Annotated in this window: 26 protein-coding genes; 17 read left to right on the forward strand and 9 right to left on the reverse strand. The window is 64.6% G+C overall.

Features of this window, described 5'->3' with window-relative positions:
• Window positions 1-16: 16 nt before the first annotated feature.
• The 7 genes from FM113_RS12360 to FM113_RS12390 all read left to right on the forward strand — a co-directional run bounded on the left by FM113_RS12360 (window position 17) and on the right by FM113_RS12390 (window position 7,775).
• Window positions 17-1,012 (forward strand): dipeptidase, encoded by a 996-nt coding sequence (locus FM113_RS12360; protein ID WP_087015123.1) that lies wholly within the window; start codon window positions 17-19, stop codon window positions 1,010-1,012.
• Window positions 1,013-1,017: 5 nt separating this feature from the next.
• The gene (locus FM113_RS12365) at window positions 1,018-1,830 is read left to right on the forward strand and encodes an ABC transporter ATP-binding protein (protein ID WP_087015124.1); all 813 of its coding nucleotides are present in this window, start codon (window positions 1,018-1,020) and stop codon (window positions 1,828-1,830) included.
• 15 nt (window positions 1,831-1,845) lie between these two features.
• On the forward strand, window positions 1,846-2,697 hold the full coding sequence (locus tag FM113_RS12370; RefSeq protein WP_087015125.1) for an ABC transporter permease: 852 nt from the start codon (window positions 1,846-1,848) through the stop codon (window positions 2,695-2,697).
• 53 nt (window positions 2,698-2,750) lie between these two features.
• Entirely contained in the window at window positions 2,751-3,854 is a 1,104-nt protein-coding gene (locus tag FM113_RS12375; RefSeq protein ID WP_087015126.1) for an ABC transporter substrate-binding protein, read from the forward strand.
• 69 nt (window positions 3,855-3,923) lie between these two features.
• Window positions 3,924-5,591, forward strand: a complete 1,668-nt coding sequence (locus tag FM113_RS12380; RefSeq protein WP_087015127.1) for a thiamine pyrophosphate-dependent enzyme — start codon at window positions 3,924-3,926, stop codon at window positions 5,589-5,591.
• Entirely contained in the window at window positions 5,588-7,012 is a 1,425-nt protein-coding gene (locus FM113_RS12385; RefSeq protein WP_087015128.1) for an aldehyde dehydrogenase family protein, read from the forward strand. The genes FM113_RS12380 and FM113_RS12385 overlap by 4 nt, the downstream gene beginning before the upstream one ends.
• 4 nt (window positions 7,013-7,016) lie before the next feature.
• Window positions 7,017-7,775, forward strand: a complete 759-nt coding sequence (locus FM113_RS12390) for an SDR family oxidoreductase (RefSeq protein ID WP_087015129.1) — start codon at window positions 7,017-7,019, stop codon at window positions 7,773-7,775.
• A 12-nt stretch (window positions 7,776-7,787) separates the two neighbouring features.
• Here FM113_RS12390 and FM113_RS12395 read toward each other — a convergent pair whose 3' ends face one another.
• The 5 genes from FM113_RS12395 to FM113_RS12415 all read right to left on the reverse strand — a co-directional run bounded on the left by FM113_RS12395 (window position 7,788) and on the right by FM113_RS12415 (window position 10,804).
• Window positions 7,788-8,222 carry a hypothetical protein gene (locus FM113_RS12395; protein ID WP_087015130.1) on the reverse strand — a complete coding sequence of 145 codons (435 nt, stop codon included), beginning with the start codon at window positions 8,220-8,222 and terminating at the stop codon, window positions 7,788-7,790.
• A 5-nt stretch (window positions 8,223-8,227) separates the two neighbouring features.
• Window positions 8,228-8,920, reverse strand: coding sequence for a hypothetical protein (locus tag FM113_RS12400; RefSeq protein WP_087015131.1), 693 nt, complete (start codon window positions 8,918-8,920; stop codon window positions 8,228-8,230).
• Complete coding sequence (locus FM113_RS12405; RefSeq protein ID WP_087015132.1) at window positions 8,920-9,351, reverse strand: DUF6389 family protein; 432 nt, start codon at window positions 9,349-9,351, stop codon at window positions 8,920-8,922. The genes FM113_RS12400 and FM113_RS12405 overlap by 1 nt, the downstream gene beginning before the upstream one ends.
• 36 nt (window positions 9,352-9,387) lie before the next feature.
• A complete protein-coding gene (locus FM113_RS12410) occupies window positions 9,388-9,888 on the reverse strand; it encodes a hypothetical protein (protein WP_087015133.1) in 501 nt (166 codons plus the stop codon).
• Window positions 9,889-10,321: 433 nt separating this feature from the next.
• Window positions 10,322-10,804 carry a hypothetical protein gene (locus FM113_RS12415; protein ID WP_087015134.1) on the reverse strand — a complete coding sequence of 161 codons (483 nt, stop codon included), beginning with the start codon at window positions 10,802-10,804 and terminating at the stop codon, window positions 10,322-10,324.
• A 78-nt stretch (window positions 10,805-10,882) separates the two neighbouring features.
• Here FM113_RS12415 and FM113_RS12420 point away from each other — a divergent pair, with 78 nt between their 5' ends.
• The 7 genes from FM113_RS12420 (at window position 10,883) to FM113_RS12445 (ending at window position 15,882) form a co-directional block, all read left to right on the forward strand.
• Complete coding sequence (locus FM113_RS12420) at window positions 10,883-11,128, forward strand: hypothetical protein (RefSeq protein ID WP_087015135.1); 246 nt, start codon at window positions 10,883-10,885, stop codon at window positions 11,126-11,128.
• Complete coding sequence (locus tag FM113_RS12425) at window positions 11,125-12,114, forward strand: SRPBCC domain-containing protein (protein WP_087015136.1); 990 nt, start codon at window positions 11,125-11,127, stop codon at window positions 12,112-12,114. The genes FM113_RS12420 and FM113_RS12425 overlap by 4 nt, the downstream gene beginning before the upstream one ends.
• Before the next feature lie 151 nt (window positions 12,115-12,265).
• Window positions 12,266-13,003, forward strand: coding sequence for an AAA family ATPase (locus tag FM113_RS12430; RefSeq protein WP_087015137.1), 738 nt, complete (start codon window positions 12,266-12,268; stop codon window positions 13,001-13,003).
• Between the two features lie 136 nt (window positions 13,004-13,139).
• Window positions 13,140-14,051 carry a hypothetical protein gene (locus FM113_RS12435; protein ID WP_087015138.1) on the forward strand — a complete coding sequence of 304 codons (912 nt, stop codon included), beginning with the start codon at window positions 13,140-13,142 and terminating at the stop codon, window positions 14,049-14,051.
• Entirely contained in the window at window positions 14,048-14,524 is a 477-nt protein-coding gene (locus tag FM113_RS18285; RefSeq protein ID WP_217896008.1) for a hypothetical protein, read from the forward strand. Before FM113_RS12435 ends, FM113_RS18285 begins: the two co-directional genes overlap by 4 nt.
• 213 nt (window positions 14,525-14,737) lie before the next feature.
• Window positions 14,738-15,163, forward strand: coding sequence for a hypothetical protein (locus tag FM113_RS18290; RefSeq protein WP_217896009.1), 426 nt, complete (start codon window positions 14,738-14,740; stop codon window positions 15,161-15,163).
• Entirely contained in the window at window positions 15,160-15,882 is a 723-nt protein-coding gene (locus tag FM113_RS12445; RefSeq protein WP_087015139.1) for an LppA family lipoprotein, read from the forward strand. The genes FM113_RS18290 and FM113_RS12445 overlap by 4 nt, the downstream gene beginning before the upstream one ends.
• 286 nt (window positions 15,883-16,168) lie before the next feature.
• Here FM113_RS12445 and FM113_RS18200 read toward each other — a convergent pair whose 3' ends face one another.
• Complete coding sequence (locus FM113_RS18200) at window positions 16,169-16,339, reverse strand: hypothetical protein (protein ID WP_176387211.1); 171 nt, start codon at window positions 16,337-16,339, stop codon at window positions 16,169-16,171.
• A 375-nt stretch (window positions 16,340-16,714) separates the two neighbouring features.
• On the opposite strand from FM113_RS18200, the gene mobF reads away from it, so the two are divergent.
• A complete protein-coding gene (mobF, locus tag FM113_RS12455) occupies window positions 16,715-20,167 on the forward strand; it encodes a MobF family relaxase (protein WP_087015141.1) in 3,453 nt (1,150 codons plus the stop codon).
• 47 nt (window positions 20,168-20,214) lie between these two features.
• Here the strand turns inward: mobF and FM113_RS12460 are convergent, their stop codons facing one another.
• The 3 genes from FM113_RS12460 to FM113_RS12470 form a co-directional block, all read right to left on the reverse strand.
• Window positions 20,215-21,003 carry a Fic family protein gene (locus FM113_RS12460; protein WP_087015142.1) on the reverse strand — a complete coding sequence of 263 codons (789 nt, stop codon included), beginning with the start codon at window positions 21,001-21,003 and terminating at the stop codon, window positions 20,215-20,217.
• 9 nt (window positions 21,004-21,012) lie between these two features.
• A complete protein-coding gene (locus FM113_RS12465) occupies window positions 21,013-21,216 on the reverse strand; it encodes a hypothetical protein (protein ID WP_087015143.1) in 204 nt (67 codons plus the stop codon).
• Window positions 21,217-21,327: 111 nt separating this feature from the next.
• Window positions 21,328-21,555, reverse strand: coding sequence for a helix-turn-helix domain-containing protein (locus FM113_RS12470; RefSeq protein ID WP_217896010.1), 228 nt, complete (start codon window positions 21,553-21,555; stop codon window positions 21,328-21,330).
• 96 nt (window positions 21,556-21,651) lie between these two features.
• Between FM113_RS12470 and FM113_RS18205 the strand changes: the two genes are divergently transcribed.
• Window positions 21,652-22,305: a helix-turn-helix domain-containing protein gene (locus FM113_RS18205; protein ID WP_176387212.1), complete on the forward strand. Its 654-nt coding sequence runs from the start codon at window positions 21,652-21,654 to the stop codon at window positions 22,303-22,305.
• A complete protein-coding gene (locus tag FM113_RS12480) occupies window positions 22,302-23,561 on the forward strand; it encodes a tyrosine-type recombinase/integrase (RefSeq protein WP_176387213.1) in 1,260 nt (419 codons plus the stop codon). The genes FM113_RS18205 and FM113_RS12480 overlap by 4 nt, the downstream gene beginning before the upstream one ends.
• Window positions 23,562-23,638: the final 77 nt, after the last annotated feature.

Genomic DNA, 23,638 nt, shown 5'->3' on the forward strand with positions numbered 1-23,638 from the left:
GAAAACAGGTGAATACATGATCGTCGACAGTCTGATCTGTTCCCGGCTTGACCGGGACGGGATCGAAGAGATCCGCGCCGGAGGCGTGGACTCGGTAACCGTGACGTGCGGTTTCTGGGAAGATGCGACCGAGTCGCTCGACTCGGTAGTGCGGTGGCGTGAACTCGTCACGCAGAATCAAGATATCGCCGCAATCGCTACCACCGCCGCGGAGATGGAGGAGGCGCAACGCGACGGCCGGCTCGCGATTGTCCTGGGTTTCCAGAACAGTTCCTTCCTCCAGGGTCGGCTTGGCTACGTTGAGGCGTTCGCGGATCTCGGTGTCCGGGTCGCCCAGCTGACCTACAACATTCAAAACGATGTGGGCGGCAGTTGCTACGACCCCACCGACTCTGGCCTCACACGCTTTGGTGAGGAAGTCGTGGCGGAAATGAATCGACACGGCATGGTGATTGATCTCTCCCACGTCGGGAACCGTACTTCCCTCGACGCCGTGCACGCGTCGTCCCTACCCGTGGCCGCAACACACGCGAACATTTTTGAGTTGGTTGAGCACCCGAGAAACGCACCACTCGAGGTACTCAAACCTCTCGCCGAGCGCGGCGGAATGATCGGCTTGACGACGTATCACAACCTCACACGTGGGTTCATTGCGACGCCGTCAGACTGGGCTGAAATGGTCGCACGGTCCGTCGATTTGCTCGGCATCGACTGCATCGGCATTGGGACGGATTCGAACCAGCGCGGCACGGACGAGTACCGGGAATGGATGCGGAAGGGGCGTTGGAGCCGCCGACCGCAGATCGGAGCATCACCACCTCCGGGCGTCGCACCGTCGCAGCGCCCCGACTGGTTCACCGGGCCCCAGGACTTTAGCGCGCTTGGCGAGGCACTCGCTGGGCGCGGATTCTCGGCCACGGAACGAGATCAGATCCTCGGCGGGAACTGGATGCGCTTCTACACCGAGGTCATCGATACGCAGCGTGAAAGCGCTCCTGAGTGGAAGGTGTGAACCACATGAGCACCACAGTTTCGCACGGCACCGGAGCGGTTGAGGTTGATTCGGTGGTGAAGACCTTCCGCCGCAATCGACTCGAAATCCAGGCACTCAGTGAGACAAGCGTCGACTTCCGTGAGGGTGAGTTTATTTCACTGATCGGTCCGAGTGGGTGCGGCAAATCGACGCTCCTCAAACTGATCGCCGGTCTCGACTCACCCACTCGCGGCGAAGTCCGGGTCGACGGCACGGTCGTCACGAAGCCGCTCCGCTCCGCGAGTGTGTCGTTCCAAAAACCGACACTGCTCCCCTGGCGCAACGTGATCGACAATATTCTGCTTCCCATTGAGGTCCGGGACGGCCGTCCCGCTGCGCAGGATCGCGCATACGCCGCACAACTCATCGAGATGATTGGCCTGCAGGACTTCACCAATCACTACCCGAAGGAGCTCTCCGGCGGAATGGAACAGCGGGCCGCAATCGCTCGCTCGCTTGTCACCCGACCCGAGCTTCTCCTGATGGATGAGCCATTCGGAGCACTCGACGAGTTCACTCGTGAGGATCTCAACGAGGAGCTCCTGAACCTGTGGGAGGCCGAACCCAAGACTGTCGTCTTTGTGACCCACAGCATCTCCGAAGCAGTGTTTCTCTCTGATCGGATCATGGTGATGTCCGCCCGTCCCGGTCGTATCGTCGATGTCATCGACGTCGACCTCCCCCGTCCGCGCACCGCGGACCTTCGAACCTCCCCCGCATTCAACGAGCTCGTACGCCAAGGAAGGCTCAGTCTCGAAGCGGCCAAAGCCGGAGCGCGTGTCGACGCCGTTGCGTGAGAAAGCGATTGAATTATGAGCGCGAACACTACTGAACTCCTCCCCGTTGGGACACGAGAACACCCCCGCCCTGCTCCGCGATTCGGCTCGTCCGATCTCCGGCGCCTACTCACGTCGACGACGACTCGGGCAGTGCTCATCGCGCTCGCTCTGGTTGCGGGCACCTTTTGGTTCTGGAACTACAGCGCGAAGTCTGGCCTGATCTCCCCATTGCTGGTGGCGCCACCGGATGCGACCTTCCAGGTGCTTGGACAGATGATCGAGAGCGGCACCATCTGGGTGAACCTCAGGGCTACCGCCTTGATCACACTACTGGGGCTCGCGATCGCAATCGTCGCAGCCCTGGCGATTAGTTTCGTCTTCGTGTTCTCTGAGTCGCTCCGAAAGGCCGTCTATCCCTTTCTTCTCATCATTCAGACGTTCCCGAAAGTCGCCATCGCGCCACTCATCATCGCAGGCTTCGGCTACGGGACCACCCCAAAAGTAATTCTCGCGGCGCTGATGGCCTTCTTCCCGATTCTGGTGAACGCCCTCGTTGGGCTCACAAACATCAATCAGGACCAGATCAACCTCTTCAAGTCTGTCGGGGCCTCGCCCTGGCAAGTGATCCGGAAACTCCGTATCCCCAACGCTATCTCCTACCTTCTTCCGGCGATGCAGAGCGCGGCTGTGCTCGCCCTCATTGGCACCATTGTCGCCGAGTTCGTCTCAGCGCGTGAGGGTATGGGGTTCGCGATCCAGGCCGCGGTCCAGACGGGCAGCGTCTCGACAACGTTCGCGCTCTTGATCGTGCTGGGTTGCTTCGGCGTCATCATTTGGCTTGTCATGGCTGGCCTCAATTTCTTGCTCCGCCGCTACCGCCGCTGAGCGCATCGCTCGCACTCTCCCTGAACAATGCCGTTCGAAAGGAACACCCCATCATGAACCGAACCGGAACCCTCGCTATCGCGCTACTCAGCACGGCCGCTCTCGCCGGCTGCTCCGCTGGCGGCGCTGACAACGCCACGGACACCACGGCGCCTGCGCTCGAGAAGGTCACCTTCGCCGTCACCGATCAGACTCTATCCGCGGCAACCGCAAGCTATGCGACCGTCCCTGTAGAGCTCGGCTATTTCGCGGAGGAAGGGCTCGATGTCACCATGCAACCCGTCGAGACCGCCCTCGCTGGCGTCCAGGCAGTCGCGGCCGGGAACGCCATGTGCACGTATGCCTCTGCTGCCACCGCGATTCCGACTGCAGCGTCCGATCCCACGATCTCGCTCGTCGGGTCGACTGAAGGCAATATGTTCCGCGTTGTAGCCCCCGAGTCAAAGGGATACACCTCAGTCGCCGACCTCGAGGGCAAAACCATCGGCAGCAACTCTGCCACCGCGACCGGGGTGAACTACGCGATCGGTGGGATGGAAGCCGCGGGCGTAACCGCCTCGAAGGACCAGTTCCTCCCCGTCGGGTTCGGCGCTCAGGCAGCTCTCGCGTTCCAGCAAGGTCAAATCGACGCGTACTCCGCGTGGGACAGCCCCAACCTGGTCATCGAGTCCCTCCTCGATGAGAAGCTCGTGAATCCCGACTCGGCCATGAACGACCTGAACGGGACGTCAATATTCGTATGTTCGACCGCGGCGTTCGAGAACGACCCCGAGATGATCGCGGGAATCTGGCGTGCGTTCTACAAGGGTGCCGTCTTCTCTTCGGAGAACCCGGAGGCAGCGATCAAGATGCACTGGGACGCTTATCCCTCCGCAAAGCCGACCGACGGTTCCGAAGAGGAACGTCTCGCACTCGCGGTGCGACAGCTCGAAACCCGTCTCGACCTGACAGGCGGCGAGGGCTCAGCTGGAAAGTACGGTGAACAGACCACTCAGGATCTCCAGCAGATGGTGGATCTACTGACGGAGTCAGGAGTTATTGAAGGTAACGCAGCCGACTACGATGTCTCGGCACTGTTCCACCACGACCTCATCGACCAGATCAACGACTTCGACCCGGCGCAGATCAGGGACGAAGCGAAGAACTACGCCGAGTAGCTTCCCTGGGGTGTGGACTCCGCGTCCACACCCCTCCCCGTTTTCCGATGTACGTTCCCAAGGACCCCCATGACCCACACAGTCGCTACCGAAATCGCTCGTCAGATCACCCATCGTGCAATTCCAAGGATCTACCACGTCCCCGGAGAGAGCTTTCTCGGCCTCCTCGATGCGCTGCGCGATGAATCCAGCCGGCTTATCGTGGCGCGTAATGAGGGCGGGGCCGGGTTCATGGCCCTCGCTGAATCGCGGGTGACCGGCAACACCGGTGTAGCCATGGTGACCCGAGGACCGGGTGCCGCCAACATCGCAATCGCGATTCACACGGCTTTCCAGGATGCGACCCCACTGGTAGTGTTTGTCGGCCTCATCCCGACGACGGATCGCGAGCGAGAATCCTTTCAGGAGTTCGATATTCACGCCTGGTTTGGCAGCACCGCGAAGGCAGTCATGGTGCTCGACCACCCGGGATCCTCCGCGGAACGAGTCTCACGCGCGTTTGACATTGCGCAGTCAGGTCGACCCGGTCCCGTCGTCATCGGTCTCCCCGAAAACCTCCTCGCAGTGCCCGTTGCGAAGGCGCCTGCGTTCCCTCCGAAACACACCCCCTCACGTATTCTCGGCCCTGAGGAAACCACGAGGTTCGCGGAACGGCTCGCGGCCGCGGAACGACCAGTCTTCGTGGTGGGCGGCGAGTGTTGGGACACCGGTTCGGCCGCGGACCTGCGGCGCCTCGCTGAGCAAGCCGCGATCCCAGTGGTCTCTGACTTCAGGTCGCATGACGCGTTCCCCCATTCCTCCTCCGCGTGGGTGGGTAGCCTTGGTTATGGCCGAAACGAGGGTGCGCGCCGCGCATATGATGAGGCAGACCTTGTGGTGTATCTCGGCACCGCACGGAAGGACGTTCTCTCCGACGGCTTCCTGCTTGGAAACGGCGCAGAATCCGTCGTGGTGGTGAATCCCGACCCCGATCTGCGCGAGCACACGGGGCAACTCGACACCCACCTCGTCTCCCGACCCGATGAGTGGTTACAGGGGTTCGCGGGGGTGGGAGCCGGCGCTGGTGCAGCAAGCGGCGCCGCTCACGCTCACCGAACAGCCAGGCTCGCTGAGCTCAGAGCCACCTACCTCGCGTGGAGCCAGCCGCGGCCGTCCGCCCCCGACGTGCTGTCCAGAGAGACAGTGTTCGGTGCCCTCCAGGAGGCCCTCCCGAACGATGCAATCATCACCGCGGGAGCCGGCAACTACGTGATCGGCGCGCTTCGCTATGTGCACCACGAGGTTCCGCGCAGTTTCATCGGGCCTCGCAACGGTGCGATGGGGCTCGGCGTTCCGGGGGCGGTGGCCGCGTCACTCGCCTTCCCCGAGCGCACAGTGGTCGCGCTCGCTGGCGATGGCTGTTTCGGCATGAACGGCCAAGAGCTCGCAACACTCACGATGTTCCAGGGACGGGCACTCGTGTTTCTGCTAGACAACGGCGGTTATGGCACGATCCACGCTCATCAGGAGCGTTCCTTCCCGGACCGACCGGCAGGAACCTATCTCCAGAACCCTGATTTCGCCGGCATCGCCCGTGCGCACGGAATAGTCGCGCACCGGATTGAACAGCTTGACGAACTGGCGCCGCGCATTGCAGCGGCTCTCGCGTCGCCGGGTTCAACGTTCTTCCACATTCTGTTGCCCAGGATCAACGAGGGACTGGGACTCCACGACGGTTCGGAGACTGAAACACGATGATCCCAACGGCAAACCTTCCTGAAGCGGTGATCCGCACGGCCGCCGAAGCAGCTGCCGTGTGGCGCCGTACCCCCGTGCACGACCGCACAGCGGTATTGCTGCGCGCGGCGCAGATCTATGGGACTCGATCCGAAGATCTGGCTCGGACCATGGCGCAAGAGATGGGCAAACCGATTTCTCAGGGCCGCGAGGAGATTCGCAGCTGTATCCGCATCCTCGAATACACCGCGAACGAGGCCGACGCACTCCTGCGCGGCGACACAATTGCGAGCGAGCCCGGGAGTTCAGCTCGGGTGGCACTCCTTCCCACCGGCGTAGTGCTCGGGATCATGCCGTGGAATTACCCGCACTACCAACTCATCCGGCTCATCGCCCCGAATCTGCTGCTCGGGAACGGAGTCCTGTTCAAGCACGCGCGACTCTGCGGTTCAAGTGCTCTCGCGGTTGCAGAGATCTTCGCCGCCGCCGGTGCGCCTGCCGGCCTCGTCGCCGACTCGCAGTTCACCCACGCCCAGACGGGATCAGCGATCTCGCATCCCGCGATTACCGGGGTCTCATTCACGGGGGGTGACACAGCTGGCGCGGCGATTGCACGCGCAGCGGGTGGGGCTGTGAAGAAGGTCGTCCTTGAGCTCGGCGGCAACGACCCCGTGATTGTGTTCGACGAGTCCCGTGTCGATGAGCTCGCCCGCACACTCGCGACTGCCCGTCTTTCAAACGCCGGCCAAACGTGCGTTTCCCCGAAGCGAATCATCGTGCGGGCCGACATCATGCCCCAATTCGTTACCCGGTTCAGCGCGCAGTTCCTCGCCGCGACCCCGGGTGATCCACTGCTCGAAGAGACTGTCCTCGGCCCGCTTGCGACCGCAGGCGCAGGGCAGTCGCTGCGTGAGATCCTGCGATCCGCGGTAGCCAACGGCATTGATGTGCGCGGCGACAGTGCCGAACTGGAGCGCACCGGCCGCAATTTCTCGCCGCAGCTTATTGTGAACCCGCCACGCAACCACGCGGTTTGGACCGAGGAACTCTTTGGCCCCGTCGCGATCCTGCACTCGGCAGTTGACGTTTCTGAGGCAATCTCGCTCGCAAACGATTCGGTGTACGGACTCGGTGCGACCGTGTACACATCTAACGTGGTCGAAGGAGAACGATTCCTTGCGGAGCTCGAATGCGGAATGATCTCGCTCAACGGCCCCAAGGGGGGCAGCCCCGCATTCCCCTTCGGAGGCGTCAAACGCTCGGGCTTCGGACGCGAGCTAGGGTCGCTCGGCATCCGAGAGTTCGCGAACCAGCAGCTCATCGTGGAGCACCACAACGCGCGCACGGATGTCAGCTCGGGGTCGTCTGGCCGGAACTCGTATGGCCGGAGCTCGTCTGGCCGGAGCTCGTCTGCAGCTCCCCCGGATCACATGCCACACTAGCCACATGGCAGTGACCGCACTCATCACCGGGGCATCCGCGGGTCTGGGCCAGGAGTTTGCGCGACAGCTCGCGCGATCCGGCGTCCGCCTCGTCCTCGTGGCCCGTGACGAATCGCGCCTCCGGGCGCTCGCGGAAAAGCTCGGGGCCCCCGAATCGCCACACGAGGTGCTCGCCGCGGACCTCACCGTCGAAGCCGGACTCGAACGCGTCGCTGAGCGCCTGGCAGATCCCGATCGGCCCGTCGACATCCTCATCAATAACGCGGGGTTCGGGGTGTACGCAGGATTCGAGCACAGCGACATCGCGGATGAACGACGCCTGCACGAGCTCCTGTCCTGGGTCCCACTGCGGCTCGCACACGCCGCCGTACCCGGGATGCTCAACCGGGGGCGCGGCTGGATCCTGAACGTCGCAAGCGTCGCGGCGTTCACCCCCACCGGCACCTACGGTGCCGCGAAAGCGGCAGTCGTATCGCTCTCTCGCTCGCTGAACGCGCGATACCGGCGGCGCGGGGTCCGGGTCACCGCGCTGTGCCCCGGGCTCCTTGCCACCGAGTTCCACGAGCGCATGGGCGAGGACCACTTGCCACGGCTCCCGCCGCTCGCCTGGGCCGGCACGGAGCGCGTTGCCCGGGAGGGATTGCGCGCGGTCCGCGCCGGCAAGCCTGTGCTGGTGTCGGACTGGCGTTACCGTCTCGCGCAGCCACTCACCCGAATCCTGCCCGCCCGCGTGCTCGAACGGATCTCCACGACAACCGAGTAGCCGCGCCCACTCCTACAATGCCATCCAGCAGTACAGGCCGTGGCCGCGATCACGGGCGAGGTGCGCGAGATCGCGCCAATCCCGCAGCATCGGGAGGAGCTGGGCCGGATCCCCCGCACCCCAAAACTCTTCGGTCTCCGACCAAGGCCCCACCACGGCAGCCAGGCGTTCGCCACCAGAATCCGCCAACGCCGCGGTGAATGCCTCCGGCAGCGCAACCACCCACGCAGCCTCGTGCTCCGGGTCGCTGACAAGGCGGGTCCACGGGCGGCCACCCGGCACCGCGTCCTCCGGAACATCGAGGAGCAGCGCCAGCAGCGTCCGAGCCTGCACACTCGCGTCGACCCCGTCAACGGTCGGTGCGTGTATGCCCGCCGGGCCCGCGTCCACAGTTTCCGCAGCCGCCGCATCGTCGACAGCCGCAAAGTACGTATTGATGACTCCCATGCGCCCTATTCTGACACCGGCGCTGACACAGGCATCTGAATCTTCAGCGAGCGATACCCGGCTTCGTTTTTCGTTGGCACCCAGCGCCGCCAGTGCGTTGCGGAGGGCCGTACCGGGCATGCCTGACGCACGGCCGCGACCGCGGGGCCGAGGCGCTCGTCTCCCGGGAAGGAGAGCCAGAGGGACAGGGTGGAACCGCTCGTCGCGAACGTCCCACGGATCCCTGAGGCACCGAGCATCCGGCCGTAACCATCCACGGCGAACGCACCCGTCTCGTCTGCGCTGACCCCCGAATATGGTGCGCCTGTCGCAGGATCTCGCAGGCAGACTGGCACCGTCAGCGTGAGCCGGGCGAGCGCCTGCCCGTGCCGCGTCACCTCGACCGGGTCTGCCGTGTCGAGGGCCCTCATGATCGCCGCTACATCCTGCTCGTGAACGCTCCACTCACGGTGCGTCCTCCCGCTACGGCGCGGCCCTCCGAGCCGTTCGGCCGCGAACGCCCGCCAGCGCTCCGTGGCAGCCTCGGGGCCACCGGACCACAGCTCGAACGCCCACCGCGACGGCCCGTCGGGCAGCGTGCACGCCGCCAAGAAGCTCTGTACCTGAGCAAGCGCGGTGCCGGGCTTCCGCGTGCGCAGGCGGTGGGCACCGCCGGATGATGCGGGGAGCCCGTCATACGTGACGAGTTCCGGGCGCATCAGTCGAATCGCCCGTCTGGGGTCCCCACGATCCAGAAATTCTCAGGGGAAGCCGCGGGCCGCAGCGTCGCAATCCACTCGTGCACCGCCGAGACCACAGCAGTTTCTAGGTCCTCGCGGCTCCAACCGCCGGGCCGGGCGGGCACGTCCGGATCCCACCCGTCTTCGGTCCACTCGACGCCGAAGAGGTGCCGTTCGCGTTCGAAGCGTCGATCCAGCGCAAACGCCTCCTGGCCCTCGAAGCGTGCCCACACGTCAAATGGACCCTCGGCGTCCTGATCGACGAACACGTCGACAAGGATCGCTTCGGCACCGCCAGCTTGCGCGCGAGCGGCGTCCAGCAGCTGTTCCAAGTGCCCAGCCACCCCGGTAGCGGTGCCGGATCGGGATAAAATCCCCTGCAGCGCGGCGGCATACTCCTCTAACGTCATGGGATCAGCGTAGTTCGGAGGTGCTCAGATCGGGCGCTATCCAAACACCCAGATATCCTCCCCAGCGGCAACCGCGGAGAGCAGCGCCGCGAGTTCCGGGGCGATCACCGTGGTTTCCTCGAACTCCGGTTCTTCACCGTGCACGATCACCCCGTCGTCCCGCATCGCGAGATACGCGTAGTGCCCCCGCACCGACAACACGAGCGGCCAGTGCCGCCGCCAGAACCGCGTGATTTCGGCGCGCTGCGCGTCGTTGGCCGCGGCATCGAGACTCATCTGCTCGAAGGCGTTCCAGGCAAACGCCTCGGTAACCGGATCGCGGTAGTCCCCCGCGGACAGAAACCACACCGCGTCGTCCGCGCTACTCAGCCGAGCAAACGAGGTCGCCCAGTCGACAAGCTCGGGCGGTGCGTCGCGCAGCGCGTCAGGTAGCTTCGTGTCTGCGTCCGTCGAAGCTTCGAGTACCCAACCTCGATCCCGCAGCGCCCGGGCAACGACGTGGGGCTGAGGCGTGCGCAGCTGAGGAGACGGAGCCATCCCAGTACTCTATGCACTCACGAGGCTCCCGTGCAGCACCTCGCTCCCGGTGCCCCCATCGCCCGGAACTCCACCGAGAACGCAATCTATTGCGTTTGGGCCGGCGAAAAGGTGCAAAAGTGGCATTTCGGGCACAGGCCACAGGCCACAGGGCTCCAGACAAAACGCAGCAGGCCCCCGGTTTCCCGGGGGCCTGCTGCGGTATCTCGTGCGCGAGGGGGGACTTGAACTGACCTCGATCCCCTCGCGCCGTGAATCTCGACCGAGCGTTCTGCCGCATAAAATCAACGATCTACAGCATGTGACCTGTGGATAACTCCACCGTAATACGCCGAGCTACAGGTTGCTTAGCACTTTTGTTAGCACTTTTGTCGGAGGATGCTGGTCGCGACTGATTAGCATTGAACCGAATGCGTCCTGGGTGTGGTGCCCTCTACTCGGAGGTGAGTCGTGTGCGCCAGCGGGTTGCGTTCGCGTATCGGTGGATGACTTGCTCCGGGTGCGCCAGGAGGCTTCGCTGCTCCGGCTTGGCAATGAACCCGTTGAGCAGGATTCCAGCGTTGGTGACCGCCCGTTTCCAGTACCCTCCGACTGCGTGATTGACGGGGAGCTCCAAATGCTTGTCGTCCGCGAGAGACACCGTGATCGAGCTTTCCTCGGAGTGAACGTCCTCGACTTGTCCAGACAAGAGCGTAACGAGTGCGTATCCCGTAGTCGCAAGTGCGCCAGGCCACGGAAACCATGAACTCGGGAGGTTCACTTCGATGCCGATGATGTCGCTCCAGGGGATCGTTTCAGAGATCACCGTCGCGCCTCGGTGATGTGTGACGCCTTCAGGGGTGATGCGTAGATGAAGAGCGTCGTTGGAGGCCACGGCAATGCCGCCAGTGATGGCCGTGAGTGGTCCGTAGTGCACGTTCCTCCTTTGAGTGCGTCCGACGCGCTGCCGCAACTCTAGTTGACAGAATCTCGGTGTGCAACGTAGGTTGACATTATGGAGTCCTCACAGATCGCACAAGTTGCTGCGGACACCACTGACCCGAAGGCAGGGCTCCGCGCGGTCGCGTCCTTGCGGGTGCTTGCCGACACGCTGGAGTTGCGGCAGGTCGAAGCGGCGTTGCGGGCGGGCATGAAGTGGCAAGAGATCGCGGATGCGCTCGGCGTGACCCGTCAGGCCGCGCACAAGAAACACGCCAAGAGAGTCGACCCCACGATCCCGAACCTCAGGAGAAACGCATGAGCAAGTTCACTCGCGCTGCCCAGACCAGCCAATCCCTGTCACTGGCTGCTATGGAGGAAGCGTCCCGGATGGGACGCCGCGAGGCCGACATTGATCACATGTTCCTTGCTCTCGTTATCAGTGACCAGAGTGCGGGGCGGGTGCTGCGTGAAATCGGCATCGACTTGGATGCCGCGCGTCTCGCCGTGGAGGAGCAGCACGAGGCGCAGCTGGCGTCGCTCGGCATCGACGCATCGTTCCCCGCTCCGGGGCGAATCGTGTTCCAGGAGACCGACGGATACCAGTGGAGCAAACGAGCCTCCGACCTCATCGCACGCTCTGGTGGGAAAGAACGCGAAGGTGACGCCGCAGCGGTGCTCCGGGAACTGGTGATCGAACCCAGTGGTCTGATCCTCGACATCCTGCAACGACTCGGCACGACACCCGCAGAAGTGATGGGTCGACTCGACCACGCCGACGCGACTCTGCCCGAAGCGACGCCGCGGAGACCGCAGGAGAAAGGTCGCGTATCGGGCACGACGGAGGCATTCGTTCCCGCATCGGTCGATCAGGTCTGGGAGTTCCTGACCGACCCGTCTCGGGTTCCCGACTGGGAAGTCAGCGTCGGCTCCATCGATGCGACCGATGAGTCAGCACGCCCGGGGATGCTCTGGCAGGGGCGCGCACCACAGGCCCGGCCAGACGGCAAGCCCCTGAAGATCAAACCCCAGTTTCACCGACGCACCATCGAACTCGTGAAGGCAGAACAACCTGCCCATGTTGTGTGGCAGTTCACCTATCCGGATGCAACCCACCGTGGGCCGACACTGACGACGTTCGACCTCGCGAGCACGGCCGGGGGAACCCAGGTGACGATCACGACATCCTGGGCGCGATCGACCGGCTGGAGGCGTATCGTCGGGCTCCCGATGCGCCCGCTGCTGAAGTTCGTGATCTGGATCGGACTGTTCCAGACCGGCAGCGCCATCAGCCGAGCATTCCGATAACCCGATGATGGCTTTTCCGAAAGTACGCACATTCACAATACCGGGCCATCTCGGAGGAAATCCGAACCGTCCGAGACATCATGTCCAGCGCTATCGCCGCGTTTGATGTGCTCCGCTCATGCAGATAGTGGACGGGTAATCTGGCCACGGTATGAGTGATCTGTTTTCAAGTCTTCCCGTGCGTCGTGTTGAAGAGCATCGTCTTGCCCCGATTACACGTGACTCCTGGCCTGCCACTATCCCCGCTGTGGGCCAGATTCTCGATCAGGGGCTTGATTTTTCGCCTCTGACGGTGTTTGTGGGCGAGAACGGTGCTGGCAAATCAACGATCGTCGAAGCGATTGCCGAGGCCTACGGGCTGGGAGTCGAAGGCGGAACCAGAAACTCGCTCCACCGAACCCAGCACACCGAATCAGGACTTGCCGACCACCTGCAACTCGTGCGCGGCGCAGGAAGCACCCGCCAGGGAGTATTCCTGCGAGCAGAGACGATGCACGGCCACTTTTCCTATCTCGATGACGTGGGCATCTCTGGGAGGCACAACTTCCAAAGCCACGGCGAGTCCTTCATCGAGTTTTTCACCACTCGATCCCGGATCGGTGGCCTGTGGGTGTTCGATGAGGCCGAGTCTGCTCTGTCGTTCAACGGATGCCTCGTGTTGCTGGCGCACATTCGTGAACTCCTGGCAAGCGGTGCGCAGGTGATCATGTCCACTCATTCGCCGATCCTCGCCTCCCTTCCCGAAGCGAAGCTCCTTGAAGTAGGCGAATGGGGGCTCCGAGCCAGCGAATACGACGAACTCGACATGGTGCAGAGCTGGCGATCATTTCTTGATGCACCTGGCCGTTATCTGCGCCACCTGACTACTGACAGCAGGCTGGACAACTGACTTGATTTGTCGCTGACGGGGAAAGCACATCTCGTTCGCTTCTGCTCGATCCCTAGTGTGTGAAGGGCCACCTAAAGCGAGTGCGCTCGGCGGCGGCATTCGGGTTGCAGTGAGGAGGTATCGGTAGCCTGAGAGTATGGGTGTTCGTGGATTTGCGCGTCGGTCGAATGATCCGAGCAGTGTCGTGCACGGAGTCGTCTCGACGGGGCTGGTTGCAGCGCTGGCGCTGGTTGAGCCGCGGAAACTCACCACCGGTCGCCGCCTTGGCTACCGGGTCGGGGTTGCCGCGGTGGCGGCGTGGACGATGTGGGTAAGCCTTCGCACCAGCAAGAACACCGGCCCCGATCTGCTCGGTCCTGTCGGACGTGTGGCGGTGACTACGGGAGCGGCGGGTGCGGTCTTTGGGTTTGCCGAAGCTGGTGAAGCCATTGATGCGCGTCTTCACGATGGGCTTGTGCGCGTTGGCGCGAGAAGGCCCAGACTTTGGCTCGCCGCAGGTGAAGCGGCGCTCTCCGCGTTGGCGTGGTGGATGGGTCGTGTGAGCGATCGCGCTGGCGTCGATGATCTGGACGACTTCGAGGAACCGGAGCGCGCACTGATCGATATGCCTGCTGGTCTTCGAGAGATGGCGTCGCATGTGCTGTCTGCGACGGATGGGCACGGTGCACCGGAGTTGCGGGAACAGCTTGCCGGGGCGCGTGTGGTCAGTTTTGGCGACGGGGCGCTCGATATATCGTTTGCGCAGTTCGACACGCCGAAGGGTCTGCCGCGGGCTGTGCCTGGGGATGCGACGTTCCCGGCTATCGGGGGCTTCCGCGCACTCGGAAACCGCACCTTCGATATCCGCATCTTCGTTGAGGACGGCCGGTTGGAGAGCATCCGCATAGACGAGGGCGCGGACTGGTCAGACGAAGCACGAGACAGCTGGAACAACACCGGACGCGATCTGAGCGAGCTTATGGGGTGGCCTGCCCCAGGAGATATCGAGTTGCTCATCGAAACCGCCACAGGCTACAAACCGGTGACGAACCGACGGGATCCTCGATGAACGAAGATAGGACACGCATCATGGAGATGCTTCTGGCCGGTCCTCGTGGGCGACGGTTGCTGCTCGAGTTCGCGCTCGCATCTGAGCGTCAACGCGACCCCGAGTATCGGGAGGAATCACTGACTGCGGGAGTGTTCCTCGCCTCGTACCATCTCGACCCGGGCAAGGGCACCTCGGTGCAACTGTTTGGTGACGTTGGTGCGGAGACTCAGGAAATCAGTCCCGCCGAGATCGCATCCCGTATGGGGGCCGTCCCGCTGGTTGAGGTGACGCCGGAGCTACTGCGCGACTGCGTCGCTGAATCAGTGAGTGGTGCGAGGTACTGGCAAGAACCCGACGGCACAGACATCCTTGCGGGAATGCCCGAACTGGCTGCGTCACTGCGTCGTGTCGCAGCACACCTTGCCGCGTCGCCGCACACCGCTTGGTGGAGTGCTCCGGTGGAGGAACGTTTGCAATGGCAGGTCGAATAGGATGGAGCACCACCCCGCACCGTGCTCGAAGACCCGCTCTCGAGGCTCCGACACGTGCAGGATGAGGTTCTGGCAGAAGAACTCACCGCTCGCCGTGAACGTCCTACCGACCCGGCGGCGAGTTGGAGCGGGAGCTGGTGGTCGAGACCACCGTGGGAACTGCCCTCATCAACCCGCGCACTGCCTGACGGTGCTCCTGCTGGGCTGTGGTTCGTGGAAGATACTCTCGGGTGGGAACACGCGACCACGAGACGGGTCGGGATACCTGCGGGGTTGCGCATCTTCGAGATCGACACCGCAGAAGCCTGGGCATCGTTGTGCCGCCGGTTCCCGATCGAGGTGACCGCACAGAAGCGGCACGACTGGTATCGCACCACCGGCCGAGACGGGAGTTGGGTGATCCCGGACTGGGCGAAAGTCGCAGAGCACTACGACGCCGTGCACCTGTGCACGCTGACGTACCCGTCTGCCGCAAGCACGGCGATCCCGGTCGATAACGAAACGGCGAGTGTGATCGCCGGGTGGGGGCCGGACGAAACCTACTGGTTCACGCCCCGCGTCAGATACGTAGACGAACCCATCAGGTGGGCGCTACACGACGACGGCGAAGACAATACCTGGGTGAGAGAAGAATCATGAAACACAACGCACGGAAACGCATTTTGGTGCCGCTGGCGGCAGGCGTGCTAGCGACGCTGCTGCTTGCCGGATGCACCCAGCCCGCAACGACCACCACGACAGACGCCGATGGAAACACGGTCACGATCGACTGGGTCGACTACCCCGCCAACGCGGGCATCCCCGCAAGCGACGTGCTCGCCTTGCCCATGGCCGAAGAGGTGGAAGCTCGCGCGAACCAACTCATCAGCGAAGTGAAGGATGCCCTCGAAGCCGAATACGGGATCACCGAATGGACCACATCGAACGAAGGCGGATGGTTCCCTGAAGAAGGCAACGGGTACGGTGGCACCTCGCTGCTCACCACCTACAACTCCGCCAGCTACGGAGCAGAAATCCGTATCCCTGTCGAGCAATGGGACGACGTGATCGACACGGTGCGAACAATCACACAAAAGTACGAGATCTCTGAGGAGAGGAACGAAACGTACATCGAGGAGTACCCAGAGTGGATGCGATTCGGAGGCTTCTATCGCGGGACAGAGTCGTTCGACATCATGGTCCAGGACGACACACTCAACCCTGAACACGCAACCAGCGACAGTGACGACGAGCTAGTGACCGGTGTCTCGCTGCTCTATGTCATCACCACCATCAGCAAGGGCGACCGCGACGAGTTCATCCAGCGCGCAGCCCCATATGAAGGACTCAGACTCCCCGAAGCGACAACCTCAGACTGATCCAACGGTCCCGCCACGGTGGCGGCACCGACGGATCAGGGGTTTTGCTATTTCGGAGTGAACCGGCTCATCGCAGATGAGGGCGTAGGTGCTTCCTGAACCCGCCGGTTTCGAGTAGCGATCGGGTGATGTAGTTCGTCGAGTTCCGGAACCCCAAAGCCGAACCGCGGAGGTGCTCGGTACCTCATTTCGTCTCTCAAGACGTAGGTACGTTTACCTCCCCACGGGTCGCCGCGCTCAGGGCTGCACAGTGACGGTCACCTCCCCTGGGTCACCGCACTGCTCGCTACTGCCGACACTCACCCACTCCGCCGTGATCTCCGCCTCGGAAATGCAAGGTGCCGTCGCGGGTGAGCGTACGCACCGTGAAGCGCTCCAGCCGCGTCATGCCGACCGAGAACGTCCACGAGTCCCCGTCCTGACCTTCGACCGAGGCGAACCCGAGCGGCCCCGCCATGTCCACGTCCTCAGTCGGGGCGCAGCCCTCGTCGGTGCAGATCTGCACCTGATCGACGGCCGAGGTGTCACCGTCGAGCTGGATGACGATGGTGTTCGCGCGGCCCGCTCACCGGGCACGCGAACGGGACACAGCCCGTCAGATCCATCGCGGTCACCGGCCCGGCCACGGCCGCGATCCCCGCCCGCCGTCTCCTCGTCATCCTCACCAAGCCCGCACCATCCGATCCTGCTTCCATCTCGACGCTACGGACCGATCCTCCGATCGTCCCGCTCTCTGGACCTCACAGAGCTCTCACGCTCTCTTCCGAATGGACGTATGCTACCGTGGTAGATACATCAGTTTCTATACAAGAAACATCAGGCGGTGATTCATATGCGCGGCGGGGTGATCCTGTTCCGGGGAACCGGGGCCGATGCGCGCCGCTATGTCGAGGCCGACCGTTCCCGCGCCGATGACTACTACCTCGGCGCAGAGACTTCCGTGGCGGAGTTCACCGCGCTCGACGGTGCCGGGAACGTGACCGCCACACTCGGACTGGAACCAGAGGTGTACGCGGGCTGGGTGGACTGGACGAACCCGGTCACGGGTGAGTCGATGGGCAAGCCACGATTGCCGGGGGAAGGGCGGCAGGGCTCGCCCAGGTTTGCGGAGATGGTGGTGAACGCCCCGAAGTCGCTCTCGATCGCCGCCGCGCTCCACCCCGAAGTCTCTGATGCTTTCGAACTGGCGCAGCAGGACGCCGTGGGCGAGATTCAACGGTGGCTCGCACAGCACTCTGTGACCCGTGTCGGGCCGCGCGGCAAGCAGGAGGTTGTGCCCGTCGAGCAGTTGCAGGCGGTAGCGGTGTCGCACCGCAGCAGTCGGGCGGGTGATCCGCACCGGCATATCCACTTCCAGATCGGCACACGAGTATGGGCGGCAGGGAAGTGGCGGGCGCTGGACACGGCGGCGCTGTTCAAGCAGCAAGGCGCGATCCGCGCCCTCGGCACCGCCGTCATCGCCGCGCACCCGGAGCTTGCGGAGGTGCTGGATCGGCACGGCCTCACCCTCGATCCGGTATCGGGCGAGGTGGTCGAGATCGAGCGGTTCAACGGTGTGATGAGCAAGCGGGGCGAGCAAGTACGCAAGCATCTCGAACGGCTCGAAGCGGAGTGGGAGGCGGCGCATCCGGGCGAGGCGATGGGGCCGGTCGTCTCCGCCCGGCTCGCGGCGAAAGCGTGGGCGTATGAGCGGCCAGCGAAGAAGCCCACCACCCTCCGCGAAGAACACGCCTGGGTGACCGAGCTACGCGACGCCGGCTACGACCCCGAGACCTTGCGCCGGCCTGTGCGTCGTGTGCCGGCGTCGCTGGATGACCTCTCCGTGCAGACCGTCGCAAGCAGGGCGCTGGATCGCTGCGCGGCAGGGGGTTCGGCGTGGACGCGGCACACGGTGCAGGAGCACGCGACCCGGATCATGACCGAGTACGGCGTGCAAGCAGCACCCGAAGAGATACGCGAGTTCCTGCGCATCGCAACCGCCCTGGCGATGGAGGATTGCCTCTCGATCCTCCCGCACGGCGCACCGACGCCGGAGCATGTGGCGCACCTCACGTCGCTCAGGGTGGTGCAGGCCGAGACGGAACTGCGCGACATCCTGACCGCACGAGTGCCGAAGCGGGAGCCGAGGCACCCGGACGTGCGCGACGCGGCAAGGGCGCGGGGTCTCGATGCGGGGCAGGAGCGCGCCGCCGCAGCGGTCGCATCGAGTGATCCGCTCGTGATCGTGGAGGGCGCAGCCGGGGCGGGCAAGACCACCATGCTCGGCGTCGCAATCGAGGTCGCGGCGCAGCATGGGCGGGCGTCGCGGGTGGTTGCGCCGACGTTGCGCGCCGCTCAGGTCGCGCACGATGAACTCGGGGTGCCCGCGACCAGTGTTGCGGCGCTCGTGCATGCCCACGGGTGGCGGTGGAACAGCGACGGCGTATGGACGCGCCTCGTACCGGGCGACACCGACTCGGAGACGGGGCGCACCTATCGCGGCCCGTCCAAGGACGCACGGCTCGCGCGGGGTGAGCGGGTGATCGTGGACGAGGCCGGGATGCTCGACCAAGACACCGCAATCGCCCTCCTGACCGTCACCGCCGAGGCGGGCGCGACGGTCGCACTGGTCGGGGATCGCGCGCAGCTCGCCGCAGTTGGTCGTGGCGGGGTGCTCGATATGGCCGCGCACATTCGGGGGCGCACGTTCGATATGGCCGAGGTGCACCGCTTCACCGACCCCGCCTACGCCGAGGTCACGCTACGGATGCGCGACGGACGCGACCCCGGCGAGGTGTTCGACCAGCTCGCCAGCCTCGGGCTGATCCGTCTGCACGAGAGCGGCGACGAGGCGCGCGAGCATATCGCCCAGGAGCGGCAGGATGGCGAGGCCGTCACCGTCAGCACGAACGATGAGGCCCGTACTATCAACGCCCGCATCCGCGAGGAGCGAGTCTCGCAAGGTGTCGTCGACGACACGACGACCGTGTACGGGAACGACGGCCTGCCTATCGGGGCCGGGGATGTGATTCAGACGCGGAAGAACAACGCCGATGTGGGGGTGGCGAATCGGCAGCAATGGGTCGTGCAGCGCGTCGAGGACGACGGCGCGGTCTCCGTGCGCGAGGCCGGGAGCGGGCGGAAGCGGCAGCGCACCGTCAGGCTCCCCGCTGAGTATGTGGCCGAGCACGCGCACCTGTCGTATGCGGTGACCGCCTACGGGGTGCAGGGCGCAACCGTCGCGGGGTCGCACACGATCCTCACCGATGCCACCAGTGCCGCAGGTGTGTACGTCGGCATGACCCGCGGGCGAGAGTCGAACGTGCTGCATGTCGTCGCCGGGAACCTGACCGACGCCAGGGCGCAGTTCATCGAGGCGATGGAGCGCGACCGCGCCGACCGCGGACTTGCCGACGCTACCCGCCGAGCCGTCGAGGAAGTGGCCGGGTTGGTCGAGAACGGCCCCGTGCGGTTCGTGAGCGACGAGATAGCGGCGCTCGACAAGCGTGCGGCAACGGCTGAGGCGCAGGCGGCACGCTGGCAACAGGTCAGCGCCGCCCTTGCCGACCTCAGCGACCGCGAGACGGCACTACGCGAGAACGCACGCGCCACCGAGCAGACCGCGCGGCAGCGTTCCGAGCAGGTGCGCGCCGAGGTGACCGCGCCCCTCGTCTCCGCGGCGAGAGCGGCACTCACCGAGTGGGAGCAGGCCGACGCCGCCGAGCAGGCGGCAGGCGAGCAGGTGCGGGCGGTGTCATGGTTCGGGAAGCGCCGCGCCCGCGACGAGCACGAGAACGCCCAGGCCCGAACCCGCGAAGCGCGCCAGCAGTTGACGAACGAGTGGGGTGAGCCGCCGAAGTGGAACGAACGTGCCGACGCCTGGGTGGAGCGAGTCACCCGGCCCCGGATCGAGAACGACCCGCGTGTGATCGACGCCGAGCAGGAGCACCGGGCGGCACGCGACGCGATGCTGAGCAGACCAGAGCGAGCGCAGACCGCACGACTCGCGGCGTTCGCGCGGGTGTTCGGTGCGGAGACGGTGAGCCGCAATCGGCAGGCGTACCTCGGTACGAACTCTGCACGACAGGCCGCAAGCGCGGCGCAGACGGCGAGGCGAGCGCGCAAGGAAGCCGAGCTGCTGCGCTCCCTCACGCCTGCCGAGGCAGTCGGGAGGATCGAGCAGACCCGCGCAGCACAGGCCGCACGCGAGGCCCAGCGGGTGGAGCGGGAACGCGCCAGGCTGCATGACTTCGACCAGCAGCATCGCAGTGCACCTCGACAAGACGGCCCGGCGCGCGGCTTGTAAGCCAGCACGGTCGGGCTGCCGCGGGCTTGTCGCGCCCTTGCCCTCGGCTACCGTCCGAGGCTCGGGCCGCTACGCCCGCTGCCAGGCGAGTCGTCGTGTCCGAACGCATCTGGCGGAGGCAGGGTGCGGCGGTGTTCGCGGGCGGCGTCCAGCTCGTGGTCGAGCAGGGCAGGGTCGCGGGTGCTCTGACGTGTCGTGAAACCCTGGGCGTGCTCGTCCAGCAGCCCCATCAGCCGGTCGTGCTGTTCGGCGTCCTGGACGGTGACGAGGTTTGGGCGGAGCAGCGCGTCCAGGCCTGAGTGGTCTTGAACGATGGCGAGGGTGCGGGCGTGGGCGAACACGTCGCCGGGAATCTGCGACCAGTCGATCACCCATCCGGCATTGCGGGCGAGTTGGTTGAAGAAGACGTGCTGGCTTCTTGTGTTCACGTCGCGGGTCGCGTGGATCGAGGTCGTCTCGCCCCACACCCAGGCGAGCCCGTCGGAGAACGCATCGGCGTCGAGGCCGCGCAGGTGGTCGCGGGCGGCGAGCTGTCCGAAGACGCGCTCGGCCTCGCCGACGATGAACTGCGGGCGGCAGTGGATGATGCCGGTGCCGCCGGGGTGGGTGTCGGTATCTCTGATCTCGCCCGCCCAGTCGTACAGGTCGCGGGTCAGGTGCCGATGGATCGCGAGCAGATGAGGGAGGTCGTAGCTGCCGGGGATCGGGTGTTCGCGGAGTTCACCCATGCGCTGGCCGATGACCTCGGTTTCCACGAACTTCCAGTGCTCATAGTCCGTGATGCCGAGCTTGTTGACCAGAACATCAGAGCCCGGATAGGTGTAGTGATCCGGCATGAGCGCGAGCTACCGCGCAGGAGCGAAACGAGCCTCGGCCCGTGCGATCACCTCGGCCACAGCCTCGTCAGCGGTGACCTCGCCCCGCACCTGCCGCGCCAGCAGTTCCAGGCCCTCGGGCGACATTGCCTCTCCAGCGGTCTGCTGCCCGGCCTGCACTTCCGCGAGGACGCGCTGAACGTGCGCCTCGGATACGCGAGTCTTCGTAGCCATGCGGGTGCCTCCTTGTGGTCGGCGTTCTTGGGCTAGTTTACGGCGCTTGGCCGACATTCACATGGAAGCAGGGCACGGGGGTGCCGATTCGGCACAACGGGCGATGGAGCATCAGGACTCGCTGCTCTCGCTCGGGGCGCTGGTGAAGAGTGCGAGGAACTTCTCTCGCGGGATCACGATGCGCCGCCCGAGCTTGACGTGCGGGATGGTGCCCTCGTTGATGCTCGTGGTGATCGTGCGGGGATCGACGCCGAGGGCTTCGGCGGCTTCCTTGCGGGTGATGACGAGGCTGCGCCGCTTGCGGAGGTCGTCCATGTCGAGGGTGCTCTGCCGCATCATCACACCGTCCGTTCGTGTCAGCGCCGAGAAATGTGGTTCTTTACACCGTAGAGAATCACACTTGCGTTGTCAAGTATCGCACTGTAGATTTCTACTATGGAAAGAGAAAGAGTGCGGGGCAACCCCGCAGGGACCACGAACGCGCACGTCGCGCAGAACATCCGCGCGGCTCGCCAAGCGATCGGCATGGACTTGCGCACCATGTCCGAGGGCCTGAAAGCGGCCGGGCGCAAGCTCTCCACCTCGGGCATCAGCAAGTTGGAGGCCGGGGATCGCCGCGTGGACGTGGACGACCTGACCGTGATCGCCCATCTGCTGCGCACCACCCCGGCCGCGCTCTTGACGCCCCCGGACGAGCAGACAACGCTCACGGGCGTACCGGAGGGGTACGAGCCGGAAGAGATCGACAGGTGGATGCGCGGGGAACTCGTGCTCACCGATGAGGGGCTGTTCAACTACTGGCAGCAGGAATGGGTGATCTGCACCGACCGCATCCACTACCTCGAAACCACGCTCGCGGGCATGACCGCTCCCGACCCGGACGACCCCGAGAAGCCGCGAGCGAACCCCAAGACCATCGCCGCCTACACCGAGCGGCTACAGACCGCCAGGGCGCGCGAGCAGGTGATCCGCGAGCGGGGCGTGCAGATCGACCCGACCGGGCGCGTGTTCAACGCCAAGGACTACACCGAGAACTACGCCGACACCCACCAGCCCGGACAGACCACCGCAAGGAGCACCCTGTCATGACCACGAAGCAGCCCGAGCACAGCGGCGGGGGTGAGAAGCAGCAGCGGCGTTCGCGCTCCCGGCAGCCCGGCTCGATCCAGGCCTACGACACCGACAAGGGCAGACGGTGGCGGTTCCAGATCTACGTCCTGAAAGACCCCGAGTACCCCGAGATGGGATCGCGCAGGCTCACCCGCTCCGGGTTCACCAGCACCGACGAAGCGAACGACGCCTTGCAGGAGGCGTTGAAGCAGCGCAAGCAGAACGAGAAGTTCGGCAACAAGGTACCCACACTCGGCGTCTACGCCGACGAGTGGGCGGCAGGGTTGAAGCTCGCGGCCTCCACGATCAAGGGGTACAAGAAGATCATCCGCAACCACATCCGCCCGCAGCTCGGCACGATCCGGCTCGACAAGCTCACCGCCACCAGGATCGCCCGCCACTATCGCGACTTGGAGAAGTCGGGCCGCAAGGACACCTACGGCAAGGGCAAACCGCTCTCTGCGAACTCGGTTCACAAGGTGCATGTCGTGTTGGGTGCGATCCTCGATGCGGCGATGGACGAGGGGCACTTGACGGTGAACCCGTCGAAGAAGAAGCGCACCGTCAAGCCTCCGACCACGAGCGAGGTGCGGGCGCAGAAACCTGAAATCGTCACTTGGACAGCCGAGCAGTTGCAGACGTTCCTCACCTGGAACCGCGACGAGTTGGAAGACGAGCTGTTTCCGCTGTGGCGGCTCATCGCCTACACCGGCATGCGCAGAAGCGAAGCCCTCGCCTTGAAGTGGAGCGACCTCAACACCAAGGCGATGCGCGTCAGCATCCGCCGCGCGGTCGATACCGACGACTGGACGAAGACCAAGCCCCCGAAGACCGGCAACGCGCGCGTGATCGACGTAGACGAGGACACCCTGAAAGTGCTCGCCTCCTACAAGGTCGCCCGCGCGGAACTGGCATTCGAGCTTGCCAAGGCCGACGCCTACATCTTCGGCGACGACGACGGGAAGCTGCGCTCACCCGACGCGATGACGAGCCGCTGGGATCGCCGCATGAACTGGCTCACCACGAAGAACGACACCATGCACCGGGTCACGATCAAGGGGCTGCGTCACACCCACGCGACCCTGCTGCTCGAACTCGGCGAGCATCCCAAGGTCGTCCAAGAGCGCCTTGGGCACTCAACGATCACGACGACGATGAACATCTACTCCCACGTCACCCCGACCATGCAGCGGTCGGCCGTGACCCGCTTCGCTGCCCATCTCGGCCACGCTTAGCACTTTTTCTAGCACTTCCGACGAAGACGACCCCCAACCTGGAGAACTAAATCCCAGGTCAGGGGCCATTTCATTCG

It is taken from the genome of Leucobacter sp. 7(1) (genome assembly GCF_900163635.1).
Taxonomy (GTDB): domain Bacteria; phylum Actinomycetota; class Actinomycetes; order Actinomycetales; family Microbacteriaceae; genus Leucobacter.

Bases quoted from the DNA above. Each gene is read 5' to 3' on its own strand.
- FM113_RS12400 (WP_087015131.1), bottom strand. From the start codon at position 8,920: ATGCGCCCGGAACTCGTCACGTATGACGGGCTCCCCGCATCATCCGGC.
- FM113_RS18285 (WP_217896008.1), top strand. From the start codon at position 14,048: ATGAACGAAGATAGGACACGCATCATGGAGATGCTTCTGGCCGGTCCT.
- FM113_RS12460 (WP_087015142.1), bottom strand. From the start codon at position 21,003: ATGCCGGATCACTACACCTATCCGGGCTCTGATGTTCTGGTCAACAAG.
- FM113_RS12465 (WP_087015143.1), bottom strand. From the start codon at position 21,216: ATGGCTACGAAGACTCGCGTATCCGAGGCGCACGTTCAGCGCGTCCTC.
- FM113_RS18200 (WP_176387211.1), bottom strand. From the start codon at position 16,339: ATGGCGGGGCCGCTCGGGTTCGCCTCGGTCGAAGGTCAGGACGGGGAC.
- FM113_RS12420 (WP_087015135.1), top strand. From the start codon at position 10,883: ATGGAGTCCTCACAGATCGCACAAGTTGCTGCGGACACCACTGACCCG.
- FM113_RS18205 (WP_176387212.1), top strand. From the start codon at position 21,652: ATGGAAAGAGAAAGAGTGCGGGGCAACCCCGCAGGGACCACGAACGCG.
- mobF (WP_087015141.1), top strand. From the start codon at position 16,715: ATGCGCGGCGGGGTGATCCTGTTCCGGGGAACCGGGGCCGATGCGCGC.
- FM113_RS12370 (WP_087015125.1), top strand. From the start codon at position 1,846: ATGAGCGCGAACACTACTGAACTCCTCCCCGTTGGGACACGAGAACAC.
- FM113_RS12365 (WP_087015124.1), top strand. From the start codon at position 1,018: ATGAGCACCACAGTTTCGCACGGCACCGGAGCGGTTGAGGTTGATTCG.
- FM113_RS12405 (WP_087015132.1), bottom strand. From the start codon at position 9,351: ATGACGTTAGAGGAGTATGCCGCCGCGCTGCAGGGGATTTTATCCCGA.
- FM113_RS12425 (WP_087015136.1), top strand. From the start codon at position 11,125: ATGAGCAAGTTCACTCGCGCTGCCCAGACCAGCCAATCCCTGTCACTG.
- FM113_RS12435 (WP_087015138.1), top strand. From the start codon at position 13,140: ATGGGTGTTCGTGGATTTGCGCGTCGGTCGAATGATCCGAGCAGTGTC.
- FM113_RS12380 (WP_087015127.1), top strand. From the start codon at position 3,924: ATGACCCACACAGTCGCTACCGAAATCGCTCGTCAGATCACCCATCGT.
- FM113_RS12445 (WP_087015139.1), top strand. From the start codon at position 15,160: ATGAAACACAACGCACGGAAACGCATTTTGGTGCCGCTGGCGGCAGGC.
- FM113_RS12410 (WP_087015133.1), bottom strand. From the start codon at position 9,888: ATGGCTCCGTCTCCTCAGCTGCGCACGCCTCAGCCCCACGTCGTTGCC.
- FM113_RS12390 (WP_087015129.1), top strand. From the start codon at position 7,017: ATGGCAGTGACCGCACTCATCACCGGGGCATCCGCGGGTCTGGGCCAG.
- FM113_RS12470 (WP_217896010.1), bottom strand. From the start codon at position 21,555: ATGATGCGGCAGAGCACCCTCGACATGGACGACCTCCGCAAGCGGCGC.
- FM113_RS12480 (WP_176387213.1), top strand. From the start codon at position 22,302: ATGACCACGAAGCAGCCCGAGCACAGCGGCGGGGGTGAGAAGCAGCAG.
- FM113_RS12360 (WP_087015123.1), top strand. From the start codon at position 17: ATGATCGTCGACAGTCTGATCTGTTCCCGGCTTGACCGGGACGGGATC.
- FM113_RS12375 (WP_087015126.1), top strand. From the start codon at position 2,751: ATGAACCGAACCGGAACCCTCGCTATCGCGCTACTCAGCACGGCCGCT.
- FM113_RS12430 (WP_087015137.1), top strand. From the start codon at position 12,266: ATGAGTGATCTGTTTTCAAGTCTTCCCGTGCGTCGTGTTGAAGAGCAT.
- FM113_RS12395 (WP_087015130.1), bottom strand. From the start codon at position 8,222: ATGGGAGTCATCAATACGTACTTTGCGGCTGTCGACGATGCGGCGGCT.
- FM113_RS12385 (WP_087015128.1), top strand. From the start codon at position 5,588: ATGATCCCAACGGCAAACCTTCCTGAAGCGGTGATCCGCACGGCCGCC.